Origin of the sequence: Streptomyces sp. NPDC049597 (genome assembly GCF_040675505.1) — a bacterium.
In the GTDB taxonomy this organism is placed as follows: domain Bacteria; phylum Actinomycetota; class Actinomycetes; order Streptomycetales; family Streptomycetaceae; genus Streptomyces.
The window spans coordinates 187,539-209,408 of the sequence record NZ_JBFAOY010000008.1; the positions used below are offsets into that span (position 1 = coordinate 187,539).

Genomic DNA, 21,870 nt, shown 5'->3' on the forward strand with positions numbered 1-21,870 from the left:
TGCGCTACGGGGTCTTGGTCAGGAGGTTCGGGTAGTACGTCCGGTAGTAGGTCATGAGGTCGCCCAGCCCCTGGTTGTAGTAGCGGGTGGTGCCGTACGCGTCCTTGCCGATGCGCCGGACGTCGCGGATGTCCTTGGCCAGGACCTGCCGGAAGGGCTTGCCCATGTCCGCCGCCTTGGTCCCGTTCCCCTTGCCGCCGAAGGTCCGGGTCTGCTCGTGGAGCTTCGTCGGCATGGCCAGGGCGCCTCCCTCGTTCCGCGGCAGGTGCCCCAGCGCGTTCTGCGGCATGTGGTGCGCGGTGAGGTCGTCGCCGATGTCGCCCTTCTTGTTCAGGGCGCCGAAGCTCCCCGCGTCTCCCTCCTTGAGGGTTCCCTTGCAGTTGTGGACGAGGACCGGTGACGCCCCGGCGCGTACGTAGTACGTGTGCAGGCCGGCGACGGTCAGGTTGTTGACCCGCTGCTGGGCGGTCCACGCCGTGACCGCGGTGACCTGGACGTGTGCGCCCGTGTCGGTGCGCAGCCACATGCCGGCCCTCAGATCCCCGGCGTCGACCCAGCGCTTTGACTCCCCGACCCAGAAGGGGTGTTCGTCGGTCGCCGTCACGGAGGCCGTGCGGTTCCCGTTGTCGCCGTCGACGTCCACGGTGACCTTGACGAGGTTCTTCGCGCCGGTGCCCTCGATCAGGTGGGTGACGGGCTTGGCCTCTGTACGGCCGGTTTCCGGGTCGGTGGCGAGCACCAGCTCCCCGAGGCCCACGTCCTCGATCGGCTTGGCGGAACCGTCGGCCATGACGACCTCGGTCTTCGGCAGGAAGCTGTTGGGCAGCGGGCACGGCGCGTTGACCGACCTCGCCGCCTGGGCTCCGCCCGCCGCGTCGTCGACCTTCGTGACCGCGGCTCTCGCGGCCTGGGCGGCGTCCTTGGCCGCGCCCGCCGTGTGGGCCGCGCCCTTGGCGGCCTGCACGGCGTCGGCACCCTTGGTGACGGCCTTGCGGGCCAGGCCCACGCCGCCGGGTACGCCGGGAACCACGGCCAGTGTCGTGTCGACCACCACACCCGCCGCATCCGCGGCCGCGGCCCAGTAGTTCCCCTGCCGGACGTTGCTGACGAAGCTGGTGACGCCGATGCCGATGCTCACCACTTCGATGGCCAGGTCGAGGTAGGCGCCCGACGGATCGGTGAACTTGAGCGGGTTGTTGATCGCGTAGGCGTACGAGGAGAGGTTCGCCGGCGTGTAGACGCCGCCGTTGGGCGAGCCTCCCAGGTAGTCGCCGAGGGCTGGATCCGTCCCCTGCCACAGACCCTTGCGCGGGTCGTAGTAGCGGGCGCCGTGGTAGTAGTAGCCGGTTTCCTGGTCGAGTTCCTTGCCGGTGAACTGGTAGGAGTTCTTCTCCCCCGGATTCTCGTCGACCCAGGTCTCGCCGGAGGGGAAGTAGTTGAGGTGTTCGGCGAGGCGGCCGGTGCCGTCGGTGCCGAAGGCCGTCGAGCCCAAGTGGTCGCCGTGGTAGAAGAACTGGTCCTTCTCGTAGGCGTTGCCCGGCTTGGAGGTCTTGGTGGCGATCCGCGTGGTGCCCACGAAGACGTGCTTGAACTCGGTCTGGTTGCGCGCCGAGTAGTGCTGGTTGGGGTACAGCGTCGTCTGGGCGCCGTCCTTGACGACCCGTTCACCCTGGTCGTTGTAGGTGAAGCGCACCGTCGGCGGCTTGCCCGGCTGGTAGCAGGCCGAGGGATCCTGGGCCTGATCCTGGTTCTTGGCCGTGTCGTGGACGCAGACCAGGCGGTTGTCCTCGTCCCAGACCTGCTGGCGTCGCGGGCTGCCCGGCGTGTCGGACACGCTGTCGACGAGGTTGCCGTTCGCGTCGTACGACAGGGTCTCCGGGCCGACGGCCGAGGGGGCGTGCGGGCGGCCGCCGCCGAACGCGTAGGCGTGACTGTAGGTGGTGTTCCGCTGCACCTGCTCATGGCCGTTGCCGACGACGACGGCGTGCCGCTGGGTCTTGCCGGTGATGTTGTGGATCGTGTCGTACGACGTACTGAGCGAGTAGGTGTCGGTCTTGTTCTTCATGAACCGGTACGAACCCTTGGCCTCGGTGAGGCGGTACAGGTTGTCGTAGCCGAAGGTCTGGGTGCTGGGGCCGCCCAGCTTCGGGGTGGTGTCGGTGGGCAGTTCGGTGTCGTTGGCGAGGCGGGTGACGTTGCCGACCTCGTCGTAGCCGTAGCTGACGTTCTGGAAGGCGTAGCCGGTGGGCAGCGTGGACTTCAGTGTCGCCAGCCGGCGGTCCTCGGCGTCGTAGTCGTAGCGGGTGCGGGTGCCGTTGCCGAGCTCCATCAGGACGCGCTGGTCGAACTTGTCGTAGTCCAGTCGCTTGAGGTAGTCGTAGCCGAACCCGTTCCTGGTGCCCTTGGCCGCGCGCACCTGCCCGCCGCTGTCGTAGTCGTACGACAGCACCTCGCCGTCGGGATACGTCAATTGCAGGACGCGGCCGAAGCTGTCGTGGCGGTAGCTCGTGGTGAATGAGCGGATGTGCGGGCCGGGCCCGGGCAGGGTGCGGGTCTCCTCGGCGGTCTCTCCCAGCGGGCCGTAGGTGCGCCGGACCTCGCCCGCCGCGTCCTCGATCCTGGTGACGCGGCCGGCGCCGTTACCGGGTGCCCCCGGTCCGCCGTAGGTGTAGCGGACGTCGTTGCCGGTGAAGACGGGGTACTTGATCTCGCTGAGGCGATTGTGGTCGTAGGTGTAGGTGACTGCCTGGTCCTTGGCCGCGAGGTTCGCGGTGATCTTCTGGACGACGTTGCCGGCGGGGTCGTAGACCGTGGTGGTCCGGCCCGCGTCGGGGCTGTCGAGCGTGGTGCGGCGGCCGAAGTCGTCGTACGCGGACGTGGTGGTGTTGCCCTTGCCGTCGCGTACCTGGGTGAGCTGCCCCAGCGGGTCGTAGAGGTAGCTGGTCCAGATGGGCGCCTGGCCGTCCTTCGCGCCCGGTTCGCGCACGGCGGTCCGCTGTCCGCGCACGTCGTCGTAGGTGCGGGTCTGGATGCCCTTCGCGTCGGTGGTCACCGTCTCGAACTGTTGGGTGCCGACGCGGTCCTCGCCGAAGCCGTGCGCCGTGGTGGTCACGGTCCCGTCCGGCAGCTGCGCGCGCACGGTGCGGTCCAGGACGTCGTAGCCGATCGTGGCCGGGGGCACCGTGTCGAAGCTGTCGTTGAAGGTGAGGTTGGCCGCGCCCTTCGGTTCGGTGACCGGGTAGTACTGCTTGATGTCGCGGCCTAGCGCGTCGTAGACGGTGCGGCCCGAGACGGTCATCACGTCCGTGCCCTCGACCGTCGCGTCCTTCTTGGTCTGCACCACGCGGCCCGTGCCGTCGGTGAAGGTGACGGTGTCGATGGTGTCGTCGCCGACCGAGCCGTCCGAGGCTCGGTCCAGGTGCCGAGTGACCGCATAGGGCACGGCGGCCTCGGGGTGGTAGGCGAAGGCGATGGTGGGGCGGCCCGCGTCATGGTCGTGCGGGCCGGTGACCGAGGTGACCCGGCCCACCGCGTCGTAACCGGACCTCATTTCCTGGCCGTTGATGTCGGTCGAACGGGTCAGCTGTCCGAAGCGCAGGTCGTGCGCCGCGGTGGAGCGGTGGCCGAAGCTGTCGAGGGTCTGGGTGACGTACGTGCCGGTGGGCCCGTCGTAGGTGTAGGTCAGCTGGTAGCGCTGGCCGCGGTGGTTGGCCGGCTGGGTCAGCGTCTTGAGCGTGCCGTTGTCGTGGTAGGTGAGGTCGGTGACCGCCTCGGTGCCGTCGGCCAGTTCGGCGATCTGCCGGGTGACGTCGCCGGTGTCGCAGTCGACGGTGGCCTCCCGCTTGCGCATCGGCTTGCCGGCGCCGCGGACCTCGACGGCCCGGGCGATGCCCACGATGTGGGTGTCGGTGCACTCGGTGTAGCGGGTGAGGGTCTCGACGTCGTCGGCGGTGCCCGCTTCGCCGTGGTCCACGGTGCGGGTCAGGTTGCCGAGCCGGTCGTAGGACAGCTCCGCGACGGTGCGCTTGCCCGGCTCGGCCCGGCCTTCGTACCAGCGTCGCTCGGTGCGCACGAGCTGCGGGAAGACGGTGGCGGTGGTGGAGCGGGCGCCGGTCTCCTCGTCGGTGGCGATGTCGCGCAGCCGGTAGGTGAAGAGGGTTTCGGTGAACAGCGCGCCAGAGGCGCCGGCGAGCGTCTCACGCGTGGGCAGACCCCGGGTGTAGTGGCCGCGGGTGTCGTAGGCGCGGGTCGCGGTGCGGTAGACCGTGCCGTTGCCGGCGCGCTCCTCGGTGGCCACCTCGCCGTAGCCGAGGAACTCGCGCTCCAGCCGGTCGTAGGCGCCGTCCTGGTAGCGGAAGGTGCGCGTCTGGGTGTCGGCGCCGTCCCCGGGCAGGCCGTCGTGGACCGCCGCCCTGGTCATCAGCCACCGGGAGCCGGGCTGATCGTAGGTGTTGCCGTCGCGGGTGTACGCGAGGTCGATACGTGAACCCAGCGGCCGGGCCACGCTCTTGAGGAGGTTGGTGCGGCCGGTGCGGTTGGCGGCGACCGTCAGCTCGCTGTCCTTGGTGGAGGCGAGGTGGTCGGCCAGGCCGTCGCCGTCGATGTCGCGCAACATCTGCTGGGCGCGGGACGCTCCTGTGGAGACGCTCGCGCCCGGGTTGATGACGATGCAGCCGGTGACGAAGCAGTAGGACATGGTGAAGTAGGCGCCGCCGCCGACCTTGGCGTTGTTGTCGGCGTTGATGCCGCCCAGGCTGCCGTGGAAGGGGACGGGGTCGGCGAACCCACTGCCGGTGTTGAGCGCCACCTTGATGGGGTCACCGGCGAAGACACGGTCGTCCAGACCGTCGCCGTTGACGTCGGCCAGGGAGCTCTTCGTGGCGGACGCGTCCTGGTCGAAGGAGACGCCGCCGGCGAAGCCGTAGAAGTCGGTGTTGAAACCGAGGTTCAGACCGCTGCTGGAACCGGAGCCCTCGTTCAGCTCGCCGCCGGGCCAGGGCTCGGGGGCGGCGAAGCGGTAGCCGATGTTGAGGGCGGCGCGGCCGTCCTCGTACACGCGGTCGGGCAGGTTGTCGCCGTTGATGTCGAGCAGGTCGAAGGTGCCGTCCGACGTGCTGGCGCCGAGGTTGCCGCCCACTCCGAGCGGGGGCATGTCGTTGCCGGAACTGGCGGTGTTGGCGCTGGAGGAGGCCGGCGGGTCGGCGTGGCCGCGCCCGGTGGTGATCGTGCGGGCGGCGCTGCCCGCGCTGGCGTTTCCGCTGCGGGTCTCGGACTCGCGGACCTTGCCGCCGGGAACGGTGCCGCGGGTGGTGCCGAGGACGCCGGTCGGGCCCGTGTACTGGATGCCGCCCGCGCCGACCACGTCGGGGAACCCGTCCGCGTTCATGTCGAGGTAGTCCAGCTCGCCGCTGGAGGTGCCGAAGGAGACGCTCCCGCCGATGCTGCCCACGCCGCCGCCGAGGCTGCCGGTCAGCGAGATCTGCCGGCTGCGGGACATGCGGGGTACGGCGTGCGCCGAGGCCAGCTCGCCGGCGGTGGGCAGACCGATGCTCTGGCCGCCGTAGCGGGAGCTGGAGGCGGTGGCGGCCGCCACCCAGGTGAACTCGCCCGCGCCCCAGCGGCGGTGCTCGGCGTCCGGGGTGAAGGGCACCACGTTCGGCGGGGTGATCCGCGGGTCCTTCTCGAAGTTCTCGCGGTCCGCGGCCGGGTCGACCTTGTCGGGCAGCCCCTCGCGGATGCTCTCAGCGGTCAGGTCCCCCTGCCTGATGGGCTGTTCGGCCCGGTCCTTGTTGCCGTTGTAGCCGACAGCGGCCCAGCCCCGGTAGGGCCTGGCGAAGACGCCCTCGACAGCGGCGCTGTGCACGGTGGCAACCCGCTCCTCGCCGCCCACCGTCACCGTGTGGCCGGTGAGCTTTCCGGCCAGGGCCGGGTCGGCCGCCGCGAAGTCGAAGTACAGCTCGTCGCCCGCCTGGGCGGGCACGGTCAGCCGGGGCGGCTCGGCGCCGAGCCGGACGACGTGCTTGGCCAGCAGGGCGCCTCGCTTCTTGATCGTGAACACCGCGCGGCCCTCGACTCTCTCGGCCGCCGTCAGGCGGGGAGTCACGGTGAGGGTGCCGCCACCGGCGACGGTGTACGGCTCCGGCGGCGCGCTCGCGCTGGAGTGCGGGTAGGTGTCGATGTCGTACGGGGCGTGGAACTCCACCTCGGCCTGCTCGCCCACGCCGGTGGTGTAGCGGGCCACCGGCGCCCATTCCAGGGCGCGCACGTCGATCGCCGAGTCGGTCTTGAGGCGCCAGGACAACTTCTGGCCCTCGGTGACCTGCACGTTCAGGTCGACGGGGACGCTGCCGCTGTCGTCGGCGGCGATGGTCTTCTCGAGGACCGGTTCGTCGCCGCGGGTGATCAGCACGGTGACGTCGTCGGTGGTGGCGGCCTTCTTGCGCACGTCGCCGGACAGGTGCAGAGTCCCGTCGGCGGGCACGGTGATCGTGGCGGAGCGCCCGGCAAGGGTGAAGTCCCCGGACGCGGTGTACGTGCCCAGGGGCAGCCCGTTGGCGTCGGTGGCGTCGCCGTTCGCCGGCCCGGCGTAGGTGATGGCGGGGTCCCAGGCGACCTGGTCATGGGCGCCGTCGAAGACGGAGCCCACGCGGAAGTAGAGGTGCTCGCCGCGCCGGACCTCGATCGCGCCGACGCCCTCGGGGGTCTGCTCCTCGTAGTCGTCGGCGCCGATGCGCTTCGACCAGAGCTCGCGGTCCTGGTGCTGGATGGCGACGCGCACGCCGTCGGGGTCGGTGAACTCGGCCCGCTCCCCCTCGGGTTGCTTGAGGGCGACCGCGCCGGTGACCCGCACGGTGCCGTCGTACGGCGCGGTCCACCGCCGTACGGAGTCGATCAGCGGGAACGAGGCGATGCGCCGCTCGCGGTCCGGACCGTAGTCGGGCAGCAGCGCGTCGGTGTCGACCGTGCCGGAGCCGATCGGCACCGGGGTGTCGGCGGCTGCGCCGTAGCTGGGGGTGCCGTCCGCGTCGACGCGCCCGAAAAGTACGGATGAGCCGTTGACCAGGTCCACCACGCCGTCGGCGTTGACGTCGGTGAAGTAGCGGCGGGTGGTGGAGAAGGTGTCGACGTAGTCGAGCTGCGCGGCACCCGCCAGATAGGCCTCGATACCGATGGTGCGCGAACTCGCGGACTCGCTCAGGACGCCGGGCAGGTTCTTCAGCTCGGTGGTCCGGTCCGCGAACCGCGGTTGTCCACCCGGCCGGGAGAGGTTCTTGCGGAAGACGAATCCGCCGCTGGACTCGAACACCTTGTCCGGCAGGCTGTCGCCGTCCACGTCGACCAGGGCGAGCAGTCCCTCGTCCTTGCTGCGGTTGTAGCCCGCTTTGACACCGATGGAGCCGCTCTTGCCCGGCTTCGCGCCCCATCCGACGTAGAGGTGACCTCCGGCGCCGCGCGAGGTGTTGCCGTTGAGTGCGCCCGCCTCGCCGGCGCCGGACTTGACGGCGTCGACCGTGCCGTTGCGGACGTTGTCGTCCGGCGAGGTCCAGTCGACCTTGGCGAACGCCTCGTACTGCCCCCTGGCGTCGCGGATGTCGTCGAAGTAGTCGAACTCGTGCCGGTTGAACGCCTTGCCGTCGGCGTCGAACTGCTCGATCGCCGTCAGGAGCGTCTTGTGGAACGCTCCGGTTGTGTAGCCGAAGTCGTAGCGGCGGACCGGCTGCCCGCCGAACCGCACCTCGACGCGGCGCAGCAGATCGGCGGTGACGCGCTTGAACCCGCCGCGGGCGTCGATGGCCACGTCCGTCCGGCGCGGCTCTTCGAGGTCCCGGTCCCGCAGGAAGGTGACGGTGTACGGGCCGTCCTGGTCGCCGCGCCCGGTGTAGGAGATCTTCCGCACGTACAGCTCACGGCCCTTGACGGTGCCGCCCGCGACCCCGGCGTCCTCGACGAGGGCGTAGCGATAGCGCACCGTGTTGCCGTGCGGGTCGCGCACCTCGCGCAGGGCCCAGGAGAAGATGTTGCCGTCGTTGTCGGAGAGTGTGGCGCCCTCCCCGCCGTACAGCCAGCGCACCCCGGACTTGTCGGTGACCTCCCAGGCGTAGTTCTTCGGCGAGTCGCCGTTGCGCACGATGCGGGCGAAGCCGCCCTCCACGCGCGTGTGGAAGACCTTGTCGACGGTGCGAGGCCGCAGCTCGGCGCGGTGCGCCACCGGGGTCAGCTGCTCACCGCCGAGAAGATACGTCTCGGTCTCGTCCTGCTCGTCGTAGCGCGGCACACCCCAGCGGGTCTCGATTCCGATGGCGGGCGTGGTCAGACTCCAGCCGGTGCCCAGCCAGCTGCCCGTAGCGGCGGAGGAGTACGTCACGGCGAGCGAGGGCTCGAGTCCGCCGCGGCCGCCGGGCAGGTCCAGCGGGTAGGTCAGACGCGCGTCGCCCTGGTTGTTCGCGGCAGGCGGCGCGATCTGGTTCAGGCCGGCAGTGGGGTCGGCAGCGGTGATGCCCTTGATCTGGGTGGGGTCGTACGACACCTGCTCGGGGCCTTCCGGGGCGGTGACCGTCGCGTTGACCATGTCGGTGAAGTGGTCGGTGCGCGAGACGATCAGGTGCCGTTCCTCGTCGACGGCGATCCGCTCGAGCGCCCGCCAGCATCCCTGCGGCTCGTCGAAGAAGAAGGTGCGCACGTCCGCCGGAGTCGTCCCGGCTGCCTTCAGCGCATCCGGGTCGTACGGCAGCGAGACCGTCAGGCCCGCCTCGAACTGGTGCGGGGTGGGCGTGAACCGATAGCCGCGCGGGCCCCCGGTGACGTTCTCCATCCCCGCGCCGAGCCCGGGCAGCTCCCCCTGTGTCAGCGCCTGGATGCCGATCTCCGTCGACTGTGCGACCGCTTCGGGGGCGATGGCCACTTCGGCGCCCTGGTGCTCGACGCGCCGCAACAGCCCGCTGTCCGGGGTGACGAGCAGCCGGGCGGGGGTGGCGGCGGCTCGGGGCCCCGCCGCCGAGGCTTCGGCCGAACCGCCGGGTATGCAGCCTCCGAGCGGGAGTTCGGCGGCGGAGGCCTGGCTCGGCTCACCGGGCACGACGCCGCTGCCGCCGGACAGAAGGGACACAAACAGTGCGAGTCCCAGCGTGACCGAAAGAGCACGGCGGCGCTTTCCTGCCGCCGGGGCCACCCGGAAACGTCTCCACACCTGAACGGTCATCGACCAGCCCGACCCTTCACCTCGTGCATGCCACGGCATCTGTCCTGTCCGGCGGTCCGTGTCCGAGCGGAGCCGGGTGAGCAAGGGAAACGGCGACGGCCACGGTGGTCGGCGCGTACGCGCGTACGGCGGTGATCCGCAGCGCGGCACGCATCATGACCCGCGCCACGCACACGCCACCAGCACGAAACCGGTCAGGTTGTGAAGGAAATGTGGGCGAGTCGGCCACGTGATGCGCACAACTGGGGAGTCCCCGGTTCGGCGCGGACCGCCGCGCCCGGCCGCTCCGTACGGTGGCGGCCTGCGTGCCCCGGACCGGCCGGCGGTGCCGGCGGTGCCGGCGCCGCGGGCGGCCACCGACGCCTCAAACGCCGCCTCGGCGTCGAGCCGTTCGTCGTCACCCGCGAACCGGGAAGCTCCTCCGAAGGCGCCGGCAGCACGGCCGGGAGCGTCGAGGAGCGGCGGGCATCGCCGAGCAGTCGCAGAAGGCGGACCGACCCCGCGTGCCCGTCGAAGCGATGACCGGCGGTCGTCCGGCGCTCGCCTGAGGCCCTTGCGCGAGCCGGGCAACGGCCCCTATAAGCTTCGAACAGGCATCGGTTGGGATGGCCGGAATGGTATCCATGCCACCGGCCAGGGGGACCCTCCATTCCCGCCGGGATCAGCACGATCACACGCAGACCGACGGAGAACGTGAGGCAGCCATGACCGAAAACAACGCCTATCGCGATGCCATGACCCGCCTGGCGGTCGACCCGGCGTTCGCGGCCCAACTCGATGGCGACACCGGCGAGGTGTCGCGAAGACTCGGCCTGAGCCCCGAGCAGGTCACCGAGTTGCGGGGGCTTCGCGTGGAATCCGGTTCGGCGGAAGGTCCGGCCACCCTCGACGCACGCCTGTCCAAGTCGGCGCTCTTCTTCGGCAACGCGGGACACGCCCTGGCGCACCACGACGTGTCCGTCGACCACGTCGCGCAGGACGCCTCGGCCGCGGACGTCACGGCGGCGCCGCACGTGGACGCGGCTGACCCGGGCGACGCGCGCGAGCTGGCCGGCACGCTCGACACGGCTGCCGCCGCCGTCGGCAGCCTGCTCGGCGACGCGCTCGCCGATCCGGGCTTCGGCGACGGGGGTTCCTTGCTGGACGACCTCGGCAACCCGGGAGACTTCGGCGGCGCGGGCGGGTTCGGTGACTTCGGCTCCTTCGGCGACCACGGGCCCGGCGGCCTGGGGGTTGACGGACCCGGCGGATTCCGCGGCGAGGGCCACGGCCCCGGCGGGTTCGGTGACGGACCGGGCGGGCTGGGCGGCGACGGACCCGGCGGATTCGGCGGAGGATTCGGCGACGGCCCCGGCGGCCTGGGCGGCGACGGACCCGGCGGATTCGGCGGAGGATTCGGCGACGGTCCCGGCGGGTTCGGTGACGGACCGGGCGGCCTGGGCGGAGGATTCGGCGACGGTGACGGCGGCCTCGGCGGCCACGGTGGTGGCGGCCTGGGCGGAGGATTCGGCGGTGCGGGCGAAGGCGGGTTCGGCGGCCTCGGCGGTGGATTCGACGGCGGCCCCGGCGACGGCTTCGGCGATGCGGGCGGCGGTCCCGGTGGCTTCGGGAACGGCGGCGTGTACGAGCGCGGCGAGGGCGGCAGCGGAGGCGGCGACTCCGGCGGTGGGAACAGCGGCGGTGGCGGTGACTCCGGTGGCAGCGGCGGAAACAGCGGCGGCAGCCAGGAGAACGAACGCCGACCCGGCCACGGCCCCAACGCCCCCGGCGGCGACACCGGCAATGGCGGCGGCGGCAACGGCGGCGGTGGCGACACGGGCGGCGACAGCGGTGGTGGTGACACCGGAGGCACCGGCGGCGGCGGGAACTCCGGCGGCAGCCAGGAGAACGAACGGCGCCCGGGGCACGGCCCCAACGCCCCCGGCGGCGACTCCGGCGGTGGAAACGGCGGCGGCGACACGGGCGGCGGCAGCGGTGGTGGTGACACCGGAGGCACCGGCGGCGACGGCGACGGCGGCAACTCCGGCGGCAGCCAGGAGAACGAACGCCGACCCGGCCACGGCCCCAACGCCCCCGGCGAAGGCGGCGACGACACCGGCGGCGGTAGCAGCGGCGGCGGTGACGGCGGTGAAGGGGGCGGCCGCGGCGGAGGCCACGCGGACACCCCCGCCCCCGACTCCGACGGTACGGGCAGCGGCGTGTTCCGCCCTGGCTTCGACCGCCTCGGCGGCAGCCACCTCCACTCGACACGCCTCGGAAACGCCGCGCCCGGCGGCCTGTCCGGCGGTTCGTTCATCACCGGTTCCTGAGGCGGCGGACCCACCGGAATGCTCTGTCACGCCTGTCGCGTGCACGTTCGCCGCGACTTCCCGTACTGCCTGCGCTGCGGCACTCTCCGCCGCGGCGCGGCACCGACGTCGTTCACCGCGCCCCAGTTGCGCGGCCTCGACGACCCCACCCTCCTCGTATCTCTGACCGGTCAGGTCACGACGCTGGGCCGCGGCGCCGACAACGACGTCGTCCTCTCGGACGGAAGTGTGTCGCGCCGCCACGCCCGCGTCGTCCGTGACGCGTCGGGCTTCCGGATCGAGGACCTCGACTCGTTCAACGGCACGGCCGTCGCGGGTGTGGACCTCCACGGCGGGTCGGCGCGGCTCGCCGACGGCGCCGAACTGTCCGTCGGCGACGTCCGCATGGTGTTCGAGCAGCCGCGGAACGCGCGAATCGGCTCCCGGACCATGGTGGTCGGCACCCAGCTCACCGAGCTGCCGGCCGCCACACCCGAGCAGGAGGTGCCGGAGGCGAACGGACCGCTCACCGCGCGGCCCCGCCGCCGCAGCGGGTGGGCGCTCAAGCAGGTGCCCACGGACAGGCCCGGCGAACCGCACTGGGTGCTGAGCAACACCCGAACCGGCGTGTATCTCCAGCTGGACGAGCGCGAGGTGTTCCTGTGGAACGCCCTCGACGGCGAGAACACCGTGCGGGACCTGCTGTTCTCCTACGCCGACCGCTTCGGTGAGCTGGCGCTGCCGCGGATCGAGGCCGCGCTCGCGGCGTTCGAAGGCGCGGAACTGCTGCGCGGCCTGCCCGGACAGCGGGACGAGCAGGAGGCCACGGCCTGGCGACGGTTCTGGCGGGCGGTGTACCGGTCCCTGCTCAAGCTGGAGGTGTCCGTACCGGGCCTCGACGGCGCGGTGACGCGCCTCTACGGCCTCTTCGGCTGGCGGTTCTTCACCCGTACCGGGGTGACGCTCGTGTGGCTTTCGGTGGTCGGCGGTGCCGTGGCGTTCTTCACGGCGCAGGGACGGCAGCACCTGCTGGACTTCGGCGGAGCCGGTGTCTGGGGCCCGGTGGCGCTGGCCGCCGGTTACATCTCGGCCCTGGTGGTGCACGAGCTGGCTCACGCGCTGGCCGTGAAGTCTTACGGCCGCACGGTCCGGCGCGGCGGCTTCATGCTCATGATGGGGATGCCGTTCGCGTTCGTGGACACGAGCGACATGTGGTTCGGCACCCGCTGGTCCCGCGTCGTAGTGGCGCTCTCGGGACCGATCTCGACCGCCGCCCTCGCGGGCTGGTGCGCCGCGGGCGCGGCGTACCTGCCGGCCGGCCCCGTCTCGGCCGTACTGTTCCACCTGGCCTTCGGGCTGTATCTGAACACCCTGTTCAACTTCAATCCGCTGATGCCTCTGGACGGTTACCAGGCACTCACCGACGCGCTGCGCGTGCCGCGGCTGCGCGAGGAGGCGAGCGCGTACTTCCGCAAGGGCCTCTGGCGGGACCTGCGGGCGCGCCGCCGGCCGGGGGCACGCCAGGCCGGCATGGCCGCGTACGGCTTCTCGGTGATCGTCGGGACGTACGGATTCCTGGTGATGGCCGTGCTGGCCTGGCGTTCCCGGCTCGGGGACTGGCTGCAGGGGCGGGTGGACGCGCCGTGGGACACGGTGATCGTGGCGGTGGTCGTCGCGCTGGTGGCGTTCCCGGTGTGGGCGGCGCCGGTTCGGTGGCTGATACGAGTGGTGAAGCGGCGTCGCGGGGCGGCGGGCGAAAGTCCGGTGCGCCCGGTGGACGGTGCGGCCGTGGAGGGGGCGGCATGACGAAGATGCGGAATGTTCCGAACGGGGACGGCGACTGGGCCGTTCCCGGCTACGCGACCGTGCGTACGCTCGGCCAGGGCGCCGGGGGCCGGGTCGTACTGGCGCGGCACGAGGCGACGGGCGTGCCCGTGGCCGTCAAGTACCTGAGCAAGCGGCTCCACGGTGACCAGGGGTTCCTGGCCCGGTTCCGCGCGGAGGCGCGGCTGCTCGGCGATCTGCGGCACCCGTGCGTGGTGCGGCTGTACGAGTACGTGGAGGCCCGGCGGGGCGCGGCGATCGTCATGGAGGCGGTGGACGGGGTCACCCTCCGTGAGATGCTGCGCGCGCACGGGCCCACGGGCCCTGAGGCGGCGCTGGTCCTGCTCAAGGGCTCCCTCCTGGGCCTTGCCGCGGCCCATGCGGCCGGGGTGGTCCACCGCGACTACAAACCGGCGAACGTGCTGGTCCGCGCCGACGGTTCGAGCACCCTCGCCGACTTCGGCATCGCCGTGCGCGCCGGGCGCGAGGCGGAGGCCGCGGGCACGCCCGCGTACATGGCGCCCGAGCAGTGGGACGGCGAGCCGGCGAGTCCCGCGGGTGACGTGTATGCGGCGGCGGCTGTGTTCTACGAGTGCCTGGCCGGACAGCGGCCGTTCCTCGCCGACGACTTCATCGCGCTGCGGCTGCAGCACCTGCGGGCACCGGTCCCGGTGGACGACGTCCCCGAGCCGGTACGCGATCTTCTGCGCATGGGCATGGCCAAGGACCCGGCGGACCGCCCCGGAATCGAGGCGTTCCTCGCCGAGCTCGAGCACGCTGCCACCCACGCGTACGGCGCGCGCTGGGAGGAGCGGGGGCGCCGTAGGCTCGCCGAACTCGCCGCCCTGCTGGCGCTGTTGTTCCCGTTCGCGATGACGGGGGCGGTGTACGAGGTGACACCGGCGCTGACCGTACTGGGACGCCTGAAGCGCCACCTCTGGAAGACGGCCGTCGGGGTGGCCGCACTGGCCATGGTGGCCGGTGGGGTGACGGTGGCGACCGCCGGCCCGGACGACACGAAGACGACGGTGGCCGGCTCCGTACCGTCCGGGACCCTCGCGCCCGGTTTCCCCTCCTCGGCCACGTCGTCCTCCTCGCCCTCGCCCTCGGCATCGCCGTCGACGGCGACGACCACGCCGACGCCGAGCGGGTCACCGTCCGGCAGCGCCTCGGCCGACCCGTTGCCGAGCGGAACGACGACGGCCCCGGCGACGGGCGGGACGCCGACGGCGGCCACCCCTCCCCCGGGCGACAAGCCCGGACCGGCCGGGACGACCGCTCCGGTCCCCACGACCACGACCCCCGCTCCGCCGACGCCGGGCACGATCACGATCGTCATCGGCTCCGTGCGCCGTGGACCGGGATATCGGCTGATCGCCGATGTGACCGTCCGCACCACCGGCACCGGGCCGCTGACGCTCACCGCGGACTTCTACCGCAACACGCCCGCCGAGTCCTACGGTTCGCAGTCCCGCCGGCTGTCGGGCGGCACGGAGTACTCCGTGACCTTCGAGGGCGACTTCTCGAGCCACCCGTGCAGGGGCACCTGGAACATCGCCGTGAGCAGCAGCCCGCAGTCCGCGAGCGGACGTCAGACGGCATCCGCGGACGCACCGCCGTGCTGAGCGACAGCCGGCGGCGAGCAGCAAGCAGCGAGGAGAACGGAACACGATGACGACACCCCCGGCGACCCCGATGCCCGCCACGGTCTCCGGACGTGCCCTCTCGGACTGGTCGCGTGCGGGGCGGTTCGGCAGCTGGCATGCCCTGGGAGCGGGCGACGCCGGCGAACCGCCGCACGGCGTACTGCGGATCGACCGCGCCCTGCTCTCTCCGCCGGGGGCGCGGGAGCGGCTCGCGGCCACAGTGGTCGCGGTGGCGAAACTCCGGCTTCCGGGTGTGCCCGCCACGGTCGACCTCGTGCAGGAGTCCGGGGACCTGTGGCTGATCGTCGCGCGCCCGCCGGCGCGTACGGTCGCCGACCTGCTGGCCGCGGGCGCGCCCGGGCTGGACGAGGGCAGCGCGGCGAGCGTCCTCAACGAGACCGCGCAGACCCTGCTCGCCCTGCACGCGGCCGGACTTGCCCACGGTTCGTTCACCCCGGGCTCCGTCGTACTCGCCCCGGACGGCACCGCTCTGCTCGTAGAGGCGTCGCTGGCCACGGCCCTGGCCGAGGACGCCGACGACAGGCACGTCACCTCGACGGCATCCGCCCAGCACGACGACATCGCGGCGTGGGCGGCGCTCGCCCGTACGCTCGGCACCGCCTGGGCGCAGCCAGGTACACCGGCGGCGGACCTGTTCGCCCGCTGCTCCGCCACCGCCGAGTCCGGGGACCTCGCCGCGGCACGTACGACGCTCACCGCCGGGCGCGCGGCCCTTCCTCAGGACTTCCTGCGCCGGGCCGCACTGCGCACGGCGGCGGCCGCCGCGTTGACGGAGCTCACGGAGGCGGCGCACCGCGAGACGGGGGCCGCCGAGGGGGCCACGGACGCGACGGCGGCGGACCGTACGGCGGCCGTCTCCGATGCATCCGACCCCGAGGACACGGTCCTCAGCAGGCGTGGGCGGTCCGCGCCGCCCACCGCTGCCGCGGACGAACAGGCCACCGTCTTCGGCAAACGGAACCAGCGCACCCCCGCCCCGCACCCCACCCCGGCGTCCGCCGACGGCGACGGCGACGGCGACGGCGACGGCGACGGCGACGGCGACGGCGACGGCGACGGCGACGGCGACGGCGACGGCGACGGCGGCAACGAGATCCTGCTGCGCTTCGGCCCCGGCGTCCCGCTCACCGAGGAGGAGAGCCTGCGCGCGCTGTGGGCGGCCCCCGCGCCCGCCGCCACGCGCGGGCGTCGTCGGCGACGAGCCGGCCTGCTCGCAGCGGTCGCGGTGCCGGCGGCGGTCGCCGTCGTCCTGTGGCTGCTGCTGCGCCCAACGGCCGGCCCGACGGTGACGGCGGCCGAGGTCAAGGCCCCCACACAGCAGTTGAGCTGCGGCCAGACCGCCGAAGTGACCGGCGTCGTGACCACCGACGGTCGCGGCGGGCCCCTCACCTACCGCTGGCTGCGCAGCGACGGCCAGGAGTCCGGCGAGCTGACCCGAACGGCCCGCAGGGGGGAGCGCGAGGTCATGGTCCACCTCCAGTGGACCGTTCGCGGCCCCGGCCTTTTCCGGGGCACCGCCCGCCTCCAGGTCCTGCGCCCGGACGGCTCACCGATCGAGGCGGAGGGCACCTTCAGCTACTCCTGCGCCTGAAGCGTTCCGCACGGTGTCTCTTTGACGGGCACTCACCTCTGACCGGCCCCCGCCCTCTCGGCGGGGGCCGCCCCGCCGTTGCCCCGGCATGGCGCCCACTGTGCCCGTGGCGCCCGGCCCGCCGAACTCGCGACTCCATGTGAGACCACGCATCCCCCCAGACGTCTGCGGCCCTGCCGGACCCCCCATGGTTCGGCTACAGGCACAGGGGACACCATGCGGCAGACCGGACGTATCGGTAAAGCCCTTCACCACACCCTTTTCCACCGAGGCCGGAGATGCGTACACATATCCGATCTGCTCAACGTCTTGACGCAAACGAGGTCGAGTCGGCACGCTCCGTGCGGACAACGGCAGAGACGGGCACATCGGCGTTCCCGTCTCGCCGCTTGGATTCCTAGGGGGGAATCAATGCACGCGTTATCGACGCGTCTGCGCACGCCCATGCCCGTACGGACGCTCCTGGCCGGACTCGCGGTCCTGGCCCTCGCCCTGACCAGCCTGGTCGCCTTGGCGCCCAGCGCCGCGGCGGCGCCCGTGCCCGATGCCTCGGCCAGTCCCACGGCCGTCGCCCGGTACGGCACCTCGACCGTGAAACTCAGACTCGACGGCGAGTCCAGCACCCAGTCGACACCGACCGACCTGGTGCTCGTCCTCGACGAGTCCGGCAGCATCGACGGCACCGAGTGGGGACAGCTGAAGGACTTCGCCAAGAGCGTGGTCAACGGTGTGGCGGCCCACGGGCTGTTCACCAACGGCGGCAGGGTCGGTGTCGTCGGCTTCGCCGACGGCGTGACACCGCCCGTCAGCGCCCTCAGCGGCGACAAGGACGCCGTGCTGAACGCCATCGACACCAACCCCAAGCAGAACACCGGCACCTGCATCGCCTGCGGCCTGGCCGAGGCCAACGCCGTCATGGGGCCCGACGACCCGGCCCGCAACCAATTGGTGATCGTGATCACCGACGGCGAGGCGACCAGCGGCAACACGGCCGCCGAGGCATCCGCCCTGCAGGCCAAGGCCACCGTCCTCGCCGTCGGCGTCGGCGGGGGGATCCAGCACGCCACCCTGGAGGTCATCGCCAGCGGCCCGGGCTCCGACAACACCTTCTCGGCAAGTGACTTCGGCAGTCTCGACACCCTGCTGAAGGCGATCGTCGAGGCGGTCGTGGTCCCCGGTGCCACCCACCCGTCGATCGCCGTCACACTCGACGCGCCCTGGCAGCTCGTGGCCGGCTCCGTGACCGCGAACCTCGCCGGATCGGCCGTGAACAACGTCACCGCCGACGGGTTCACCTGGTCCCGTGCCGAACTCGGGGACGAGGACCTGGAGATCACATACCAGGTCAAGCACCGCGGTGCCCCCTGCGGGCCGCTGGACGTGAACAAGTCCGTCGTCTACCACGACGACCAGAACGCCTCCGTGGTCTTCCCGAAGGTCGTCGTCACCGTCAACTGCCTGCCGCCCGTCGCCGATGCCGGTCCCGACAAGACCGTCGACGAGGGCTCCGCGGTCACCCTGGACGGCTCCGCCAGCCACGACCCGGACGGCACCGTCGTCTCGTACGCCTGGAGCGGCGCCGACGCCGGCATCGGGGCGCTGGCGAACGCCGGTGCGGCAGTGGCCACGTACAACGGTCTCGACGACGGTGATGACGCCGTGACGCTCACCGTGACGGACGACAACGGCCTCACGGACGACGACTCGGCGACCGTGACGGTCAAGAACGTCGCCCCGAACCTCACCCTCACCAGCTGCCCGGTCGACCCGCACGCGGTGAACACGGACGTCTCCTTCGGCGGAACGTTCACCGACCCGGGCACGCTCGACACCCACACGATGTCCGTCGACTGGGGCGACGGCACGACGACCGACGTGCCCGGCGTGAACTCCCCGGTGGGCAGCACGCATCAGTACGCGGCCGCGGGCATCTACGACATCGCCGTCACCGTCACGGACGACGACGGCGGGTCCGACACCCAGCACTGCGGCTTCGTCGTCGTGTACGACCCCGACGGCGGCTTCGTGACCGGCGGCGGCTGGATCAACTCTCCGGCCGGCGCCTACCCGGCCGACCCGGGGGCCACCGGGCGCGCGAACTTCGGCTTCGTGTCGAAGTACAAGAAGGGCGCGACCGTTCCCACCGGCAGCACGGAGTTCCAGTTCAAGGCCGGGAACCTGAACTTCCACTCCGCCGACTACCAGTGGCTGGTCGTCGCCGGTGACAAGGCCATCTTCAAGGGCACGGGCACGGTCAACGGCGCCACCGGGTACTCGTTCATGCTCAGCGCGACCGACGGTGCGCCGGACACCTTCCGGATGCGGGTGTGGAAGACCGCGGACGACACGCTTGTCTACGACAACCAGATCGGCGCGGCACCCGACGCCGACCCGACGACCGCCCTCGCGGGAGGGTCGATCGTGATCCACAAGGGCTGACGCCCCCGACGCCGAACCACCGGTCCGCCAGGAAGGGGCGGGCCGGTGGTTCGGCCGTACGGTCGAGGATCAGGCACGCGGCACACGAGAGCCGACGCCCAGGGCCATCGGTGGTGCGGCCGGAGATCCCGCGGTCCCGCCGTACCTGCCGCTACCCGAGAAACGAGAGCCGCACCTGACGGCTGGGGTTGTCCTTGTTCGTGTCGACCAGGCAGACCGACTGCCAGGTGCCCAGTTCCAGGCGGCCGCCGAGCACCGGGAGCGTCGCGTGCGGCGGGACGAAGGCGGGCAGGACGTGGTCCCTGCCGTGGCCGGGGCTGCCGTGGCGGTGCTGCCAGCGGTCGTCGGCGGGCAGGAGTGTGTGCAGGGCCGCCAGCAGATCGTCGTCGCTGCCCGCCCCGGTCTCGATGACGGCGACGCCGGCCGTCGCGTGCGGGACGAAGACGTTGAGCAGGCCGTCCCTGCCGTCCGCGTGCTGGGCGAGAAACTGCTCACAGGCGTGCGTCAGATCGGTGACCGTCTCGCCCGATCCGGTGGTGAGGGTCAGGGTCGTGGTGGTGAAGTGTCCTGGCATGGCTCCATACTCCCGCCCGTCGCCCGCCCGGCGCGCGTCGCGCGGCCGCCTTCGGGAAGATCCCGGGCCCGCCCACGGTTGGTAGAACCGTGAACAACTTTGGGGCACAGGACGTGGACGTGGTCGTCATCGGCGCCGGGCAGGCGGGGCTGTCCGCCGCCTATCACCTGCGGCGCGCCGGCCTGGCGCCCGACCGGGACTTCGTGGTCCTGGACCACGCCCCGCGCCCCGGGGGCGCCTGGCAGTTCCGCTGGCCCTCGCTCACCTACGGCAAGGTCCACGGCATGCACAGCCTGCCCGGCATGGAACTGACGGGTGCCGACGACGCCCGGCCGTCCTCCGAGGTGATCGGGGCGTATTTCACGGCGTACGAGGAGCGTTTCGGCCTGCGGGTCCATCGCCCCGTGCAGGTGCGCGCGGTGCGCGAGGCGGAGGGTGGCCGGCTGGCGGTCGAGAGCTCCGAGGGAGTGTGGTCGGCGCGCGCGCTGATCAATGCGACCGGCACCTGGGACCGGCCGTTCTGGCCCCGCTACCGCGGTCAGGAGACGTTCCGGGGGCGTCAGCTGCACACCGCGGACTACCCCGGCCCGGAGGAGTTCGCCGGGCAGCGCGTCGTCGTGGTGGGCGGCGGGGCGTCGGGGACCCAGCACCTGATGGAGATCGCCGAGGTGGCGGCGGAGACCACCTGGGTGACCCGTCGGCCCCCCGTCTTCCGCGAGGGGCCCTTCGACGAGGACGCCGGACGGACGGCCGTCGCCATGGTCGAGGAGCGCGTGCGGCGCGGCCTGCCTCCGCTGAGCGTGGTGTCGGTGACCGGGCTGCCGCTGACCGACGCCGTCCGGCGCGCTCGTGAGACCGGGGTGCTGGAGCGCGAGCCGATGTTCGACCGGATCACGCCGACGGGGGTGGCCTGGGACGACGGCCGGACGGTGGAGGCCGATGTGATTCTGTGGGCGACCGGGTTCCGGGCGGCGATCGACCACCTGGCCCCGTTGCGGCTGCGGGAGCCGGGTGGCGGCATCCGGCTCGCGGGGACGCGGGCCGTACGGGACGCACGCGTCCATCTCGTCGGCTACGGCCCCTCGGCGTCGACGATCGGGGCGAACCGGGCCGGGCGGGCGGCGGTCCGTGAGATCACCCGGCTTCTGGAACGCGAACCGGCGCCGGGCCACGAACCCGCGCTGGTGTGAGGCGCGGCCGTCCCGCGACGGCGCCCGGGAGCGGGGCCTGCGGGGGCGCCCGGGAGCGGGGTCCCGCGGCGGTGCCCGGGAGCGGAGCCTGCGGTCAGCCCGCGTTCCGGGCCTCGGCCCGGCGCGCGTTGAACTCCGCCACATTGCGCCGGTGTTCCTCGTAGTCACTGGTGAAGCGGGTGTCACCGGGCTCGACGGTGACGAAGTACAGCCAGTCGCCCGCGGGCGGTGCGACGGCCGCGCGCATCGCCTCCTCGCCCGGGTTGTCGATGGGCGTCGGCGGCAGGCCGGTGCGGCCGTAGGTGTTGTACGGGTTGTCGAGCCGTGTGTCCGCGGCGGTGGTGTCGACCGTGCTGCGATCGAGGGCGTAGTTGAGGGTGGAGTCCATCTGGAGCGGCATGCCCTTGGCGAGCCGGTTGTGGATGACGCGGGCCACCTTCCCCATGTCGGACGCCGTGTCCGCCTCGGCCTGCACGATGCTGGCGACGTTGACCGCCTCGTAGGGGGTGAGTCCTCGCCTGCGGGCGCTCCCGGTGACGGCCGTGGCCCCGAACCGCTGGTGCGCCGTGTTGACCATGAAGCTGAGCAGGCTCGCCGGAGTGGTTTTCGCGTCGATGGGATAGGTGGCCGGGAAGAGGTACCCCTCGGGGTTGCCCCGGGCCTCCGGCGGCAGCTTCAGCCGGGCCGAGCGGATCGCGGTCCGCGTGGTGCCGGGTGGGCGCTTCAGGGCCTTGTCGACGGCGGCGTACACCTGGCCCGCGCGCCATCCTTCCGGGATCACCAGCGACACGGGGGCGGGGCGGCGCCGCTCGCTCTTCTCCTCCCTCAGCAGGAAGGGCACCAGGACGGCGGCCGCAGCCAGCACCACGGCCGTGCCGAGGAGCAGGACCAGCCGGCCGCGCCGGGTGAGGCGGTATCCGCGCCCCCGGCGGGCCGACGAGCGCGCGTTCGTCATACGGGCACGCTAACGCGGACACCCCGTTCGCCCCCGTACCTCCCGCGCCGCGACACGAAGGACGCGTCTGCTCGACGGAGCCGCCCACTTCGGGTCCGGCCCGCCCGCAGCGCCACCGCCCCACCGTCACCGCGAAGCGGCGT

At 72.3% G+C, this 21,870-nt stretch carries 9 protein-coding genes; 6 read left to right on the plus strand and 3 right to left on the minus strand.

Annotation, left to right across the window (positions count from 1 at the left end):
- Window positions 1-4: 4 nt before the first annotated feature.
- A complete protein-coding gene (locus tag AB0K02_RS12565) occupies window positions 5-9,106 on the minus strand; it encodes a SpvB/TcaC N-terminal domain-containing protein (RefSeq protein ID WP_365992360.1) in 9,102 nt (3,033 codons plus the stop codon).
- 797 nt (window positions 9,107-9,903) lie between these two features.
- On the opposite strand from AB0K02_RS12565, the gene AB0K02_RS12570 reads away from it, so the two are divergent.
- The 5 genes from AB0K02_RS12570 (at window position 9,904) to AB0K02_RS12590 (ending at window position 19,008) form a co-directional block, all read left to right on the plus strand.
- Window positions 9,904-11,508 carry a hypothetical protein gene (locus AB0K02_RS12570; RefSeq protein ID WP_365992361.1) on the plus strand — a complete coding sequence of 535 codons (1,605 nt, stop codon included), beginning with the start codon at window positions 9,904-9,906 and terminating at the stop codon, window positions 11,506-11,508.
- Window positions 11,509-11,547: 39 nt separating this feature from the next.
- Window positions 11,548-13,293: an FHA domain-containing protein gene (locus tag AB0K02_RS12575; RefSeq protein WP_365992362.1), complete on the plus strand. Its 1,746-nt coding sequence runs from the start codon at window positions 11,548-11,550 to the stop codon at window positions 13,291-13,293.
- Window positions 13,290-14,936: a serine/threonine-protein kinase gene (locus tag AB0K02_RS12580; RefSeq protein ID WP_365992363.1), complete on the plus strand. Its 1,647-nt coding sequence runs from the start codon at window positions 13,290-13,292 to the stop codon at window positions 14,934-14,936. Before AB0K02_RS12575 ends, AB0K02_RS12580 begins: the two co-directional genes overlap by 4 nt.
- A gap of 46 nt (window positions 14,937-14,982) precedes the next feature.
- Window positions 14,983-16,569 carry a hypothetical protein gene (locus tag AB0K02_RS12585; protein ID WP_365992364.1) on the plus strand — a complete coding sequence of 529 codons (1,587 nt, stop codon included), beginning with the start codon at window positions 14,983-14,985 and terminating at the stop codon, window positions 16,567-16,569.
- Window positions 16,570-16,980: 411 nt separating this feature from the next.
- Entirely contained in the window at window positions 16,981-19,008 is a 2,028-nt protein-coding gene (locus tag AB0K02_RS12590; RefSeq protein WP_365992365.1) for a VWA domain-containing protein, read from the plus strand.
- 151 nt (window positions 19,009-19,159) lie between these two features.
- Here the strand turns inward: AB0K02_RS12590 and AB0K02_RS12595 are convergent, their stop codons facing one another.
- Entirely contained in the window at window positions 19,160-19,582 is a 423-nt protein-coding gene (locus AB0K02_RS12595) for a YjbQ family protein (RefSeq protein WP_365992366.1), read from the minus strand.
- Window positions 19,583-19,671: 89 nt separating this feature from the next.
- On the opposite strand from AB0K02_RS12595, the gene AB0K02_RS12600 reads away from it, so the two are divergent.
- On the plus strand, window positions 19,672-20,772 hold the full coding sequence (locus tag AB0K02_RS12600; protein WP_365992367.1) for an FAD-dependent oxidoreductase: 1,101 nt from the start codon (window positions 19,672-19,674) through the stop codon (window positions 20,770-20,772).
- A gap of 94 nt (window positions 20,773-20,866) precedes the next feature.
- Here the strand turns inward: AB0K02_RS12600 and mltG are convergent, their stop codons facing one another.
- The gene (mltG, locus tag AB0K02_RS12605; protein WP_365992368.1) at window positions 20,867-21,727 is read right to left on the minus strand and encodes an endolytic transglycosylase MltG; all 861 of its coding nucleotides are present in this window, start codon (window positions 21,725-21,727) and stop codon (window positions 20,867-20,869) included.
- Between the last annotated feature and the right edge of the window lie 143 nt (window positions 21,728-21,870).